Genomic DNA, 12,814 nt, shown 5'->3' with positions numbered 1-12,814 from the left:
CAGTTCCCTCACGCCAGACGATGGTCCATTGACGTGTTGACTGGCTGGTATCCCGCTTTCAAGTATCGCCGTGCATTGAGTCCGGAGGAGCTGCAGTGCGAGTTGCCTCAGATCGAGACGGGCACTCTCACACCAGATGACTCCCTAGGCCTGGTTCGATTCAACTCAACGTTCATGGAGTTTGTCGACAGGACGTTCAAAATCAAGGGAATGGCGGCGACTTTGTGCGCCATGGTGGTCTCGTCCATAAACATCTTTGGACTATCCGCCCTTGTGGTCAAAGCCCACGGGATGTCTGGCGGATTGATGCAAGAGGCGATTCCCGTGGGCATCGTTGCTTTGGCTGTGTTCGGTGCGCAGGCGCTCATCTGGACAGTTCACTTCCGGTGCGATGTTTTCCAGTACACCCACTACCCGGTTCGCTTCAACCGCGTCACCCGCAGGATCTATTTCTTCCGTCACAACGGTCCCGATGGCGTGGTCGTCGTACCCTGGGGCTCGCCGTACGCGTTCTTCCACATCGGTCGTGGCGGCCAGGACCCCAGCCTGCGGGATCTGCGCTGCCATCTGCTCGACCGCCACCGCCAGGTGCAGCAGACCTTCACCATTGGCCACTTCTGGAACCATGACGACGATATCCGCGAGCAGTGGGCGTTGATCTGCCGCTACATGAAGGACGGCCCGGAACACTGTTTCGACGATCCACTGGACCGCGTGATCACCCTCTCGCCAAAGAGCACGCTGCGCAACTGCTGGATGCTGGTGTGCCTGATGATGGGCACCACGCTGTTTCCGCTGCGCTATACGCTGATGTTTCCCATCTACGGCGCGTTGACGCTCAGCCGCTGGATCACCTTCAAGACCTGCCGTGCGCCGGTGTTTCCGCCCGAGCTGGAGGCCGAGTGCGCCATTGCACCGGATGATCCCTATGCACTGCCGGAACCACGCTTCATGGCCGAGTTCGCCAGCGATCCGGCGATCTACGCACGGGCGCTGCAGCGGCATCGGGAGCGGATGCTGTGGCGGTGAAGGCAAGGCGGCTCGCGCCGATCGGCGCAGGGCATGCGGCAGGCGCTGGAACGAAGAAGCCCGGCGGGTGCCGGGCTTCTTCAGGGGTGCTGCGTGCCGATCAACCGCCTTCCGGGGCGAATGCCAGGGTGCGGCGGGTGGTGACCGGGGCGCCGACGGGTTCAAACTTCCAGCGCTTCACGGCGTTGAGTGCCTCGCGATCGAACACGCGCGCCGGGTTGGCACGGAGCACGCGGGCGTTGGTCACCGAGCCGTCGGTACCGACGGTGATTTCCACCAGGACTTCGCCCGAGGTGCCCGAGCGCAGTGCGTCGGCCGGGTAGCGCGGTGCCGGGGTGCTGACCGGACGCAGGCTCGGCGCAGCGGCCGGGGTGGCCCGTGCGGCGGCGGCCTGCTGGGCGGCGGCCTGCTGCTGGCGCTGTTCGGCCTCGCGCCGTGCGGTGGCCTGGCGTTCGGCGTCCTGGCGGTCGGTATCGCGACGGGCAGCTTCCTGCTGGGCGGCAATCTGGCGTGCTGCTTCGGCTTCGCTGGCCTGCTGCTGGGCCTGGCGCTGCTGCTCCACCAACTGCTTGGCGCGGGTTTCGGCGTCCTTCTTGACCTTGTCGGTCTCTTCCTGCGTCCGCTTGAGCGCAGTCTGCATGCCGCCGGTGATGCCCTGCTTCAGACGCGGCAGCGCCGGTGCGGTGGCGTCGACCTTCTCGATCAGCGCGACCAGGCGCTGGGCTTCGTTGAAGTCTTCGCGGGTGAGGTTCTGTTCGGCCGCGATCAGCGTGTACGGCAGCAGGTCGGTCAGCGCGCTCTTCACCGATGCATCGTCCGGGGTCTTGTCGCGCAGCGCCAGGTAGTACTCCATCGCGTTGTCGCCCGCCGGGGCATACATGCGGTTCTCGCGCAGCGCCTTGCTGGCCAGTTCGCGCAGCTCTTCGGTGCCCAGCGACTGCACCTTGGCCGACACGGCCGGCGCGGCCGGTGCCGCTGCGGTGCCGGTGGCGGCGGGCGTGGCCGGTGCATCGGCGGGTTTCGGTTCGTCCTTGCCGGAGCAGGCGGCCAGCGCCAGCAGCAGGGTGACCGGCGCGAGCAGGCGCGTTTTGGCAAACGTGGTGACGTGCGACATCCAACTTCCCCTTGAATACGACGGTACGTAAGACCTGAAGCGGTCAGGCCGGCCGACGCCCCTGGACGTTTCCCGGCGTCCACGGCGCTGCTGCAGGTGTGCAATCTAGCATCACCGGGGCGGCGCAGGGGCCAGGCCGGTGGGACCAGCCGGCATCGTCGCCGATGCCGGCCGGGGGGCGCAACGTCAGTGCGCGTGGGCCTTGGACGACGAACCGGACATCAGCTTGTCGGTCCAGGCGATGCCGATCGCCGAGAGGATGAACACGCAGTGGATGATGGTCTGCCAGAGCACGCCGGCGCTGGTCATCGAGCTGCACTTGCTGGCACCGATGTTGGAAGCGGCCACGTTCATCAGTTCCGGCGGGCACAGCGGCAGACCGTCCAGGGCACCGGCGGCAATGAAGGTCTTGAGCAGGTGGATCGAGGAAATGCCGATGATCGACAGCGCCAGCTTGACCTTGAGCACGCTGGCGTTGACATGGCTCAGCCACTCCGGCTGGTCGGGATGGCCTTCCAGGCCCAGGCGTGACACGAAGGTCTCGTAGCCACCCACGATCACCATCACCAGCAGGTTGGAGATCATCACCACGTCGATCAGACCGAGCACGATCAGCATGATCTGCTGCTCGCCCAGGCTGTTGGCGTCGTGGATGAGGTGCCACAGTTCCTTCCCGAACAGGAATACGTAGACGCACTGGGCCAGGATCAGCCCCAGGTACAGCGGCAGCTGCAGCCAGCGCGAGGCGAAGATCAGGGACGACATGGGGCTGAGGCGGCGGGGCGGGGAGGGAGACATGCTGGAATGCTGCGTTGCGGGAGAGGCGGCAGCGTACCGGGCCGGATTGACCCTGCCAACCCAACTCACGCACTACACTCGGCCTTCGCCTTCGCCGAGCCCACGACATGATCGACCTGTACTACTGGCCCACCCCCAATGGCCACAAAGTCACGCTGATGCTGGAAGAAACCGGCCTGCCGTACCAGATCAAACCCGTCAACATCGGCGCCGGCGACCAGTTCAAACCCGATTTCCTGACCATTTCACCGAACAACAAGATGCCGGCCCTGGTCGACCACGAGCCGACGGACGGCGGTGCGCCGCAGAGCGTGTTCGAGTCCGGTGCCATCCTGCTGTACCTGGCCGAGAAGACCGGCCGCTTTTTGCCGGCCGACAGCCGGGGCCGCGTGGCGGTACTGGAATGGCTGTTCTGGCAGATGGCCGGGCTGGGGCCGATGAGCGGGCAGATGGGGCATTTCAATGTGTACGCCCCCGAGCGCATTCCCTACGCGATCGAACGCTACAACAACGAGGTGCGCCGCCTGCATGGGGTGATGGACAAGCGCCTGGCGGCCAGCGCCTACCTGGGCGGGGACAGCTACAGCATCGCCGACATGGCCAGCTACCCCTGGATCGGCGCCTACGACACGCTGCCGGTGGACTTCGCCGCCTTCCCCCACCTGAAGCGCTGGCACGACGCCATCGCCGCGCGTCCGGCCACCCGGCGTGCCTTCGCGCTGCGTGCGCAGGTCAATCCCGATGCCGGCAAACCGCTGGGCGAGGAAGAACGCAGGCACTTGTTCGGCCCGCGTTGAGGCCGGGTCGCGGCGCGCGCGGGTCCAAGGTCATGCTGCCTTCCCGCGCCGGCTTGGTTAGGATGAGGCGTTCCCTGCCGCGTGCGCGCGGTGGGGAGTCGCCCAGACGCTGCCGGAACCCTCCATGCGCCACCTGTTTGCTTCGCTCGCCCTGATGCTCGCCACGACCTCGCTCGCTCACGCCGAAAAACTCACGCTGGAGGCCATCACCGGTCCGCTGCCGCTGTCCGGCCCGACCCTGATGAAGCCCAAAGTGGCCCCGGACGGGTCGCGCGTCAGCTTCCTGCGCGGCAAGGAGGCCGACCGCAATCAGCTGGACCTGTGGGCCTACGACATCGCCAGCGGACAGACCCGCCTGCTGGTGGATTCCAAGGTGGTGCTGCCCGGTGCCGAGACCCTGAGCGACGCCGAGAAGGCCCGCCGCGAGCGTCAGCGCATCGCCGCGATGACCGGCATTGTCGATTACCAGTGGTCGCCGGACGCGCGCACGCTGCTGTTCCCACTCGGCGGCGAACTCTACCTGTACGACCTGGGCAAGCAGGGCCAGGCCGCCGTGCGCCAGCTCACCCACGGCGAGGGCTTCGCCACCGACGCCAAGCTCTCACCCAAGGGCGGTTTCGTCAGCTTCGTGCGCGCGCGCAATCTGTGGGTGATCGACCTGGCCAGCGGCCGGCAGATCCAGCTCACCCGCGATGGCAGCGACACCATCGGCAATGGCGTGGCCGAGTTCGTCGCCGATGAAGAGATGGATCGCCACACCGGTTACTGGTGGGCGCCGGACGATTCGGCGATCGCCTTCGCACGCATCGACGAAAGCCCGGTGCCGGTGCAGAAGCGCTACGAGATGTATGCCGACCGTACCGAGATGATCGAGCAGCGCTACCCGGCCGCCGGCGACCACAATGTCACCGTGACGCTGGCCGTGATCGCACCGCAGGCCGGTGCCGCGCCGCGCTGGATCGACCTGGGGCGCAACCCGGACATCTACCTGGCCCGCGTGGACTGGCGCGATCCGCAGCGTCTCACCTTCCAGCGCCAGTCGCGCGACCAGAAGACCCTGGAGCTGATCCAGGCCGACCTGGCCTCCGGCCGCCAGCACACGCTGGTCACCGAAACCTCGCGCACCTGGGTACCGCTGCACAATGACCTGCGCTTCCTCAAGCAGGGCGGGTTCCTGTGGTCCTCTGAACGCAGTGGCTTTGAACACCTGTATCGCGTGTCCGAGGATGGCAGGACGGTCACCGCGCTGACCAGCGGCCCGTGGCCGGTCGATGAACTGCTGGCCGTGGACGAGGAGGCCGGCAAAGTCTATTTCCGTGCCGGCATCGACTCCGCCCGCGAGAGCCAGATCTATGCCGTGCCGCTGCAGGGCGGTGCACTGCAGCGCCTGTCGCAGGCTCCCGGCATGCACAGCGCCAGTTTCGCGCGCAACGCCAGCGTCTACGTGGACAGCTGGTCCAGCACCACCACACCGCCGCAGATCGCGCTGTTCCGCGCCAACGGCGAGAAAATCGCCACCCTGGTCGAGAACGACCTGTCCGATCCGGCCCATCCCTACGCGCGCTATCTGGATGCACAGCGCCCGGTCGAGTTCGGCACGCTCACCGCCGCCGACAACCGCACCGCGCTGCACTACAGCCTGATCAAGCCGACCGGCTTCGACCCGGCCAAGCGCTACCCGGTGGTGGTGTACGTGTACGGTGGACCGGCCAGCCAGACCGTCACCGACAGCTGGCCCGGGCGCGGCGACCACCTGTTCAACCAGTACCTGGCCCAGCAGGGCTATGTGGTGTTCTCGCTGGACAACCGCGGCACCCCGCGCCGCGGCCGTGATTTCGGCGGCGCGCTGTACGGCGTGCAGGGTACGGTGGAAGTGGACGATCAGCTGCGCGGCGTGGCCTGGCTGAAGCAGCAGCCCTGGGTGGACCCGGCGCGCATCGGTGTGCAGGGCTGGTCCAACGGCGGCTACATGACTCTGATGCTGCTGGCCAAGGCATCCGACACGTACGCCTGCGGCGTGGCGGGCGCACCGGTCACCGACTGGGGCCTGTACGACACCCACTACACCGAGCGTTACATGAACCTGCCCGGCAACAACGCCAAGGGTTACGAGGAGGCCCGCGTGCTGTCGCACATCGACGGCCTGCGCTCGCGCCTGCTGTTGATCCACGGCATGGCCGACGACAACGTGCTGTTCACCAACGCCACGGTGCTGATGAGCGCGCTGCAGAAGCGGGGCCAGCCGTTCGAGCTGATGACCTATCCGGGCGCCAAGCATGGGTTGTCGGGCAGCAACGCGCTGCACCGCTACCGCCTGGCCGAGGATTTCCTGGGGCGCTGCCTGGCGCCCTGATCGCGTTGCCCCGCCACCGGCTCGACAAGGAGTACGCCGATGACACCGTCGCCCCCGATTCCCCCCGCCATCGCACGACGCAGCTGGTGGGCGCGCCACTGGCGCTGGGCCATGCCCGCGCTGGTTCTGCTGGTGGCGCTGGGTGCCGTGCTGGCGATCGGGTTCGCACTGGACCGCTGGTCGCAGTGGAGCCGGGGCAGCGAGCCGTACGTGGAGGCGATGCGCCGCGCGCGGTGCAGCATCGAGCTGGTGCAGGTGCTGGGGGAGCCGATCGACGACGGCTACCTGCCGGTGGGCACGCTGCAGCAGGGCAGCGACGGCAGCGGCCGGGCCGACCTGGTGCTGAAGGTGCGCGGCCCCCAGGCGCACGGCGACCTGTTCCTGGCCGGGCGCCGCCAGCAGGCGCAGTGGGACTACCCGGTGATGTACGTGCTGACCGGCGACACCCACACCATCGACCTGACGGCGCTGGATGACGCCGAGGCGGTGACCCGCTGCGAGCTGGCCGACTGCCGGGCGCAGGGCGACTGCCCGCCCGCGCCGGCGCATCCGCCCTCGGTCCCGCGGCAGGCGCTGGAGGCCTGAGCGGCGCATGACCTCCGGCCGATTGCCGCCCGTGCCCTGAGTGCGTAGGGTCGCAGGCATCTCTTCGCTGGAGTTCCCGCATGAAGCCGCTCGTCCTTGCCGTTGCGCTGGCCCTCTCCGTTCCCGCCGCCTTGGCCGCGCCGCCGGCGCTGGCCGCCGCGCCGGCCGCCGGCAAGGCACCCGCCAGCCCGGCCTGGGTGGTCCGCAGCAATACGCTCGCGCAGATCCTGCTCGATGCCCAGGGCCCGTTCCAGCCCGAGGAGACCGGCTTCTTCGGCGTGCCGGGGTACGACGACAAGGTGGCCGACTTCGGTCCGGACAACGGCGCGCGCTACCGCGCGGCAATGGCCAAGGCGCGCGCCGAGCTGCAGGGCAAGCTGGCCACCGAACGCGATCCCAACGTGCGCCAGGACCTGGCGATCATGATCGCCGCGGCCACCCAGAACATCGAGGGCAGCGAACTCAACGAGAAATATCTGCTGCCGTGGACGGACACGCCGCAGACGGTGTTCAGCGGCCTCAACCTGCTGCTGTCCGATCAGGTTCCCGCCGAGCGCCGCGCCAAGGCGCTGGACCGCCTGAAGCGCTACGCCGGCCTGGTGCCGGGCAGCCAGCCGGTCACCACGCTGTCGCGGCAGCGCTATGAAGAGCGCCTGGCCGACACGTCCCTGCTGCAGCCGACGAAGATCGAGGTCGAGCAGTCGCTGGCCAACGTGGACACCTACATCAGCGGCATCGAGCAGCTGTTCGGCAAGTACAACGTGGCGGGTGCCGATGAGGCGTTGAAGACCATCGCCACGCAGCTGCGCGAGTACCGCGACTGGACCCGCAGCGAGGTGCTGCCCAAGGCCCGCACGGATACCCGCCTGCCGGCGCCGTTGTACGCCTTCCAGCTCAAGCGCGTGGGCATCGACATCGCGCCGGCGCTGCTGGTGCAGCGCGCGCAGCTGGAGTTCATGGAAACCCGTTCGGCGATGCGCCAGCTGGCGCCGCTGGTGGTGCAGGCCAAGGGCCTGAAGGTGACCGACCCGACCGACCCGGTCGCGGTGGTGCGCGCGCTGAAGGGCGACAAGATCGCCGATGACCAGCTGGAGCACCATTACCGTGGCGTGATCGATGCCATCGACCCGATCATCCGCCGCGAGAAGATTGTCGATGTGCCGCAGCGGCCGATGCAGATGCGGCTGGGGTCGGCGGCCGAGAGCGCCGCTTCGCCGGCGCCGCACTTCCTGCCCGCACCGCTGGTCGGCAACACCGGTCAGCAGGGCACCTTCGTGCTGCCGCTGGGCAATCCCGCCGCCGGCGACAAGGCGGCGCAGTACGACGACTTCAACTTCGGCTCGGCCGCATGGACGCTGAGCGCGCATGAAGGCCGCCCGGGCCACGAACTGCAGTTCACCGCGATGGTCGAGCGCGGCATTTCGCTGGCGCGCACCATGTTCGCGTTCAACTCGGTCAATGTCGAAGGCTGGGCGCTGTATGCCGAAGCGGAGATGGTGCCGTATGAACCGCTGGACGGGCAGCTGATCGCCCTGCAGTTCCGCCTGCTGCGCGCCGCACGCGCGATGCTCGATCCGATGCTCAACCTGGGGCTCACCGATCGCGCCAACGCCGAACGCGTGTTGATCGACGAGGTGGGGCTGTCCAAGGCGATGGCCACCCAGGAACTGGACCGCTATACCGTGCGCGCGCCCGGCCAGGCCGGCAGCTATTTCTACGGTTACACACGGATCCTGGAGCTGCGCATGCAGACCGAGCTGGCGCTGGGCAACCGCTTCGACCGGCTGGCGTTCAACAACTTCCTGCTCGACCAGGGCCTGCTGCCGCCGGACCAGCTCACCGACGCGGTCAATGAGGTGTTCGTGCCCAAGCACCGCCAATGACCCTGCGGGCGAGGCCGGCCGCTGGCCGGCATCCCCGGGGGCGCATCACTTCTGCGGTGTGATCGTCTGCGCCGGCAGGCGGGCCGCCGGCGGCGGATTGGGTACCCAGATGGCCACGCCGGCCGCGCGCTTCTGCGTGGTCGGAATGCCGATACCCACGCCGCCGCCCACGTGCGAGCCGTAGCTGCCCGCACCCACGGACATGCCTACCGGCGAGCCGCTGGAGCCCACGCCCATCAGGATCACGCCGTTGGCGCCGAGCGCGGCCGCTTCGCGCTTGAGTCGCATCACGGCCGCGTCGGTCTGGCCCTGCGTACCGAAACCGACCGCGCTGGACGACTCCAGCTGGGCGATCTCGACCGACCCGGCCGGTGGCGTCGAATAGATCTGCACGGTGGCCGGGTCGACCGGCGCGCGCGCCTGGCCCAGCATCACCTTGGACGTACTGGCGCAGCCGGCCACGGACAGCAGCAGGCCCAGCAGTGCGATGGATCGGATGTTCATGGCATCACCCCTGATGGTATGGGCCGGTCGGCCTGTGGCGCGATCATCCGGGCTGGCAACTGAATCGGTGCCAACCTCGTGACCCGCACGCTAGCACCGTCGGGGTGACGCCGTCGCAACGGTTCCCTGGTCGGTGCGGCCCACGCGCGCGCAGGCCGGGCTTTAGGCTATGGTGGGCCAGGCAACCATCACAAGGAATCGCGGCATGGGATTGATCAGTCTGTTGTGGGGCATCCTGGCGCTGCTGTGGATGATCCTGGCGCTGATTCCGCTGTTGGGCTGGGGCAACTGGTTCCTGATTCCCTTCGCCGCGGTGGGGGCGATCATCGCCGCCATCGGCATCCTGTTCACGCATCCAAGCAAGCGCGGCCGGGCCTGGGCCGGGCTGGTCCTGAACGGCATCGTGGTGGTGGTGGCGATCCTGCGGCTGGGGCTGGGCGGCGGCATCGTCTGAGCCGGGTCCGCGTCGCCTGCGGCGGTGCGACAGACGGTCGCACCGTCATGGGCCCCGGCGCGCATCGGCGTAGAATGCCCGCTGCCGCCCTGGCTGCTGCCGGCGGCGCTACGCCCGTCCGGGCGCTTTTCCTGCACCGATGATCATTCGCCCTCGTCCCCACGGCTGGCAACTGCTGTACATCCTGCGCGGCTCCATCGTTCCGGCGGTGGCGCCCAAGGTGCTGACCATCCTGTTGCTGGCGGTGGCCGCGGCCACCCTGGCCGAGGTGTGGCATCCGCCGGGCATCGAACGCGTCTCGGTGGCCCCGTTCACCCTGCTTGGCCTGGTGCTGTCGATCTTCCTCAGCTTCCGCAACAACGCCTGTTTCGAGCGGTGGTGGGAAGGGCGCAAGCTGTGGGGCCAGCTGGTCTATGAATCGCGCAGCCTGGCGCGACTGTGCACCGCGCTGCTGGCCGACGACGCGCCGCGCCGCGATCGCATCTGCCGCCTGGGCATTGGTTTCGCACACGCCCTGGCCGCCAGACTGCGCGGGCGCGACGTCGCGTTGGCCGCGTTGCCTTGGGTAGCCGAGGCCGACCAGACGCGTTTCGGCGAGCGCCTGAACGCCCCCGATCAACTGCTGGCGATGATCGCCGCCGACTTGGCCGAGCCGCTGCGTGCCGGCCGTCTGGACCCGATCCTCTACGCCCGCTTCGAGACCCGCCTGCACGCGATGTCGAGCGTCCAGGCCGGTTGCGAGCGCATTCTGTCCACGCCGCTGCCATTCGCCTACACATTGCTGCTGCATCGCTGCGCGTGGATGTTCTGCGTGCTGCTGCCCTTCGGCCTGGCCAGTTCGCTGGGCTGGGCCACGCCGGTGGTGTCGGCGGTGCTGGCCTATGCCTTCTTCGGTCTGGATCAGCTCGGCGAGGAGATGGAAGAGCCGTTCGGGCTGGAGCCCAACGACCTGCCACTGGATGCGCTGGTGCGCACCATTGAAATCGACCTGCTCGACAGCCTCGGGGTGCAGCCGCTGCCCGAGCCGCTGCAACCGCGGCAGTACCTGCTGCAGTAACCCCGCATCCCGCCCCCGGAGCACTTCATGGCCCACCCCGACTATCGCCCCCGCCGCATGCGTCACGACGAATTCTCGCGCCGGCTGATGCGCGAGAACACGCTGACCACCGACGACCTGATCTACCCGGTGTTCGTGCACGAACTGGATGGCCGCGCGCCGGTGGCCTCGATGCCGGGCGTGGAGCGTCTGTCCATCGACGAACTGCTCAAGGTCGCCGAAGAGGCGCTGGAACTGGGCATTCCGGTGATCGATCTGTTCCCGGTGATCGACCCGGCCGGCAAGTCGCTGGATGCGGCCGCCGCGTGGGACGACAACGGCCTGGCCCAGCGCGCCATCCGTGCACTGAAATCGCGCTTCCCGGAGCTGGGCGTGATGACCGACATCGCGCTGGACCCGTACACCACCCACGGCCAGGACGGCATCATCGACGGCAACGGCTACGTGCTCAACGACATCACCGTCGAGGCGCTGGTCAGGCAGTCGCTGTCGCATGCGGCCGCTGGCGTGGACATCGTGTCTCCGTCGGACATGATGGACGGCCGCATCGGCGCCATCCGCCGCGCGCTGGATGCCGACAATCATGTCAACGTGCGCATCATGGCCTACTCGGCCAAATACGCCTCGGCGTTCTATGGCCCGTTCCGTGATGCGGTGGGCAGCTCGGCCAGCCTCGGCAAGGCCGACAAGAAGACCTACCAGATGGACCCCGCCAACGGCGACGAGGCGATGCGCGAGATCGCGCTGGACCTGGAGGAGGGGGCGGACATGGTGATGGTCAAGCCGGGCATGCCGTACCTGGATCTGGTGCGCCGGGTGAAGCAGCAGTTCGGCGTGCCGACCTTCGCTTACCAGGTCAGTGGCGAGTACGCGATGATGAAGGCCGCCTTCGCCAACGGCTGGCTGGACGAGCGCGCCTGCGTGCTCGAATCGCTGATCGGCTTCAAGCGGGCCGGCGCCGATGGCGTGCTGACCTATTTCGCCCCGCAGGTGGCGCGTTGGCTGCGCGAACGCTGACAATACGCGTCGACACGCGAACAGGACGACGATGATGCAGACGATGGGGTGGGTGCAGTGGATCACCTGGGGCACGGGCGTACTCGCCTTCGCGGTGGTGATCGGCCTGGTGATCGGCGGCGTGCGTCGAGCCGCCCGACGGGCGCCCGAGCAGCCATCGGCCGCCGCGCGCGTGGCCCGCGAAGCGCAGCTTTCACCGGCCCTGCAGGCACGACTGGCCGCGTTGAACCAGCGCAAGGACAACGGCGAGATCAGTGAAGCCGAGTACGAACGGCTGCGTGCAGACCTGTTGCAGCAGCCCTAGCGGCAGCGTGGGCCGGCCGCAGGTCGGCTGCTCCGCCCCTCACCGGCACCCGGCTACCGACGGTGTCCGGATCCGATACAGATCCACTCCGCCCGCCCGGGGCGCCCGCGCCTGACCCGCCAGCACCAGCTCGGATGGCTTGGACGCATCCACCACCGGCGCGCCGGTCTGGCCCTCGGCGGTGTTGAACGAGAGCGTCAGCGGCACCGCGGCCTGGCGGTGATCGCAGCCCACCAGCCACACCTGCGACTGGCCGTCGGCCACGCGGGTGATGGCCAGCGCACCGTCGTTGCCCAGCCATTCGCCACCCAGTTCGTCGGCTGGGCCATTGAGCGGGGCTGGCAACGCGGTCACCGCAGCGAAACCGCTGCCCTGCACCGCCGCCTGGAACAGATCGAACCCGCCGCGGGTGCCGGCGCCATCGCGCGCGAACAACAGGGCCTGCCCATCCGGGCGCAGTGCCGGGCGACGCTCGTTGGCCCGGGTGTTGATCGTGACCGGCAGCGCCATCACCGGCCCGAAACCGCCGTTGGCCTGTACCGCCACGGTGTACAGATCGACGCCGCCGCGCCCGCCGGGCCGGTTGGAGGCGAAGTACAGCCAGCGCCCGTCGTGGCTGAAGTAGGGATCGATTTCATCGCTGCCGGTGTTGAGCGCCAGCGGGGTGGGGTCCTGCCAGCGCCCGTCGCGCAGCACGGCCTGCCAGAGGTCCCAGCCCCCGGCGCCGCCGCTGCGGTCCGACGCCCATACGATGCGCTGCCCGTCCGGCGCGACGGTGGCCTGGGCCTCGTTGGCCTTGGTCGAAACCACGCCCATGCCTTCGATGCCGAACTCGGAAAGCGCCATCGCACCCGGTACGAAGAGTAAACTCAGGCTCAGCGCGAGCAGTGACAGGGGAGTGCGCATCGTCGCTTCCGTT

General features: G+C 68.3%; 13 protein-coding genes. 9 read left to right on the top strand and 4 right to left on the bottom strand.

The window, feature by feature from the left end:
- The first annotated feature begins 33 nt into the window (after positions 1–33).
- Positions 34–1,029, top strand: coding sequence for a DUF6708 domain-containing protein (locus GDJ08_RS13895; protein WP_153165085.1), 996 nt, complete (start codon positions 34–36; stop codon positions 1,027–1,029).
- Between the two features lie 100 nt (positions 1,030–1,129).
- Here the strand turns inward: GDJ08_RS13895 and GDJ08_RS13890 are convergent, their stop codons facing one another.
- Positions 1,130–2,143: an energy transducer TonB gene (locus tag GDJ08_RS13890; protein ID WP_017355901.1), complete on the bottom strand. Its 1,014-nt coding sequence runs from the start codon at positions 2,141–2,143 to the stop codon at positions 1,130–1,132.
- Positions 2,144–2,329: 186 nt separating this feature from the next.
- Positions 2,330–2,941, bottom strand: coding sequence for a TIGR00645 family protein (locus GDJ08_RS13885; RefSeq protein WP_017355902.1), 612 nt, complete (start codon positions 2,939–2,941; stop codon positions 2,330–2,332).
- A gap of 107 nt (positions 2,942–3,048) precedes the next feature.
- Between GDJ08_RS13885 and GDJ08_RS13880 the strand changes: the two genes are divergently transcribed.
- From GDJ08_RS13880 to GDJ08_RS13865, 4 genes are all read left to right on the top strand, one after another.
- The gene (locus GDJ08_RS13880) at positions 3,049–3,738 is read left to right on the top strand and encodes a glutathione S-transferase N-terminal domain-containing protein (protein ID WP_017355903.1); all 690 of its coding nucleotides are present in this window, start codon (positions 3,049–3,051) and stop codon (positions 3,736–3,738) included.
- Positions 3,739–3,862: 124 nt separating this feature from the next.
- On the top strand, positions 3,863–6,091 hold the full coding sequence (locus GDJ08_RS13875; RefSeq protein ID WP_017355904.1) for a S9 family peptidase: 2,229 nt from the start codon (positions 3,863–3,865) through the stop codon (positions 6,089–6,091).
- Positions 6,092–6,130: 39 nt separating this feature from the next.
- Entirely contained in the window at positions 6,131–6,676 is a 546-nt protein-coding gene (locus tag GDJ08_RS13870; protein ID WP_136006035.1) for a cytochrome c oxidase assembly factor Coa1 family protein, read from the top strand.
- Between the two features lie 80 nt (positions 6,677–6,756).
- A complete protein-coding gene (locus tag GDJ08_RS13865; protein WP_136006033.1) occupies positions 6,757–8,559 on the top strand; it encodes a DUF885 domain-containing protein in 1,803 nt (600 codons plus the stop codon).
- 45 nt (positions 8,560–8,604) lie between these two features.
- On the opposite strand, the gene GDJ08_RS13860 is transcribed toward GDJ08_RS13865, so the two are convergent.
- The gene (locus tag GDJ08_RS13860; protein ID WP_017354359.1) at positions 8,605–9,063 is read right to left on the bottom strand and encodes a hypothetical protein; all 459 of its coding nucleotides are present in this window, start codon (positions 9,061–9,063) and stop codon (positions 8,605–8,607) included.
- A gap of 205 nt (positions 9,064–9,268) precedes the next feature.
- Between GDJ08_RS13860 and GDJ08_RS13855 the strand changes: the two genes are divergently transcribed.
- The 4 genes from GDJ08_RS13855 to GDJ08_RS13840 all read left to right on the top strand — a co-directional run bounded on the left by GDJ08_RS13855 (position 9,269) and on the right by GDJ08_RS13840 (position 11,895).
- The gene (locus GDJ08_RS13855; protein ID WP_017354360.1) at positions 9,269–9,517 is read left to right on the top strand and encodes a hypothetical protein; all 249 of its coding nucleotides are present in this window, start codon (positions 9,269–9,271) and stop codon (positions 9,515–9,517) included.
- Between the two features lie 139 nt (positions 9,518–9,656).
- On the top strand, positions 9,657–10,574 hold the full coding sequence (locus tag GDJ08_RS13850) for a bestrophin family protein (protein WP_136006031.1): 918 nt from the start codon (positions 9,657–9,659) through the stop codon (positions 10,572–10,574).
- A gap of 27 nt (positions 10,575–10,601) precedes the next feature.
- Entirely contained in the window at positions 10,602–11,591 is a 990-nt protein-coding gene (gene hemB, locus GDJ08_RS13845) for a porphobilinogen synthase (protein WP_017354362.1), read from the top strand.
- 31 nt (positions 11,592–11,622) lie between these two features.
- Positions 11,623–11,895 carry an SHOCT domain-containing protein gene (locus GDJ08_RS13840; protein ID WP_017354363.1) on the top strand — a complete coding sequence of 91 codons (273 nt, stop codon included), beginning with the start codon at positions 11,623–11,625 and terminating at the stop codon, positions 11,893–11,895.
- 39 nt (positions 11,896–11,934) lie between these two features.
- Here the strand turns inward: GDJ08_RS13840 and GDJ08_RS13835 are convergent, their stop codons facing one another.
- Positions 11,935–12,801, bottom strand: a complete 867-nt coding sequence (locus GDJ08_RS13835) for a TolB-like translocation protein (protein WP_153165084.1) — start codon at positions 12,799–12,801, stop codon at positions 11,935–11,937.
- Between the last annotated feature and the right edge of the window lie 13 nt (positions 12,802–12,814).

The organism is Stenotrophomonas nematodicola, assembly GCF_009467805.1.
In the GTDB taxonomy this organism is placed as follows: Bacteria; Pseudomonadota; Gammaproteobacteria; order Xanthomonadales; family Xanthomonadaceae; genus Stenotrophomonas; species Stenotrophomonas nematodicola.
The sequence above is the reverse complement of the archived record's forward strand: the minus strand, read 5'-3'. Positions and strand labels throughout refer to the sequence as shown.

What these genes read in the sequence shown, in the direction of transcription:
- GDJ08_RS13890 (WP_017355901.1), bottom strand. Translation starts at nt 2,143, where the DNA reads ATGTCGCACGTCACCACGTTTGCCAAAACGCGCCTGCTCGCGCCGGTC.
- GDJ08_RS13885 (WP_017355902.1), bottom strand. Translation starts at nt 2,941, where the DNA reads ATGTCTCCCTCCCCGCCCCGCCGCCTCAGCCCCATGTCGTCCCTGATC.
- GDJ08_RS13880 (WP_017355903.1), top strand. Translation starts at nt 3,049, where the DNA reads ATGATCGACCTGTACTACTGGCCCACCCCCAATGGCCACAAAGTCACG.
- GDJ08_RS13875 (WP_017355904.1), top strand. Translation starts at nt 3,863, where the DNA reads ATGCGCCACCTGTTTGCTTCGCTCGCCCTGATGCTCGCCACGACCTCG.
- GDJ08_RS13870 (WP_136006035.1), top strand. Translation starts at nt 6,131, where the DNA reads ATGACACCGTCGCCCCCGATTCCCCCCGCCATCGCACGACGCAGCTGG.
- GDJ08_RS13865 (WP_136006033.1), top strand. Translation starts at nt 6,757, where the DNA reads ATGAAGCCGCTCGTCCTTGCCGTTGCGCTGGCCCTCTCCGTTCCCGCC.
- GDJ08_RS13860 (WP_017354359.1), bottom strand. Translation starts at nt 9,063, where the DNA reads ATGAACATCCGATCCATCGCACTGCTGGGCCTGCTGCTGTCCGTGGCC.
- GDJ08_RS13855 (WP_017354360.1), top strand. Translation starts at nt 9,269, where the DNA reads ATGGGATTGATCAGTCTGTTGTGGGGCATCCTGGCGCTGCTGTGGATG.
- GDJ08_RS13850 (WP_136006031.1), top strand. Translation starts at nt 9,657, where the DNA reads ATGATCATTCGCCCTCGTCCCCACGGCTGGCAACTGCTGTACATCCTG.
- hemB (WP_017354362.1), top strand. Translation starts at nt 10,602, where the DNA reads ATGGCCCACCCCGACTATCGCCCCCGCCGCATGCGTCACGACGAATTC.
- GDJ08_RS13840 (WP_017354363.1), top strand. Translation starts at nt 11,623, where the DNA reads ATGATGCAGACGATGGGGTGGGTGCAGTGGATCACCTGGGGCACGGGC.
- GDJ08_RS13835 (WP_153165084.1), bottom strand. Translation starts at nt 12,801, where the DNA reads ATGCGCACTCCCCTGTCACTGCTCGCGCTGAGCCTGAGTTTACTCTTC.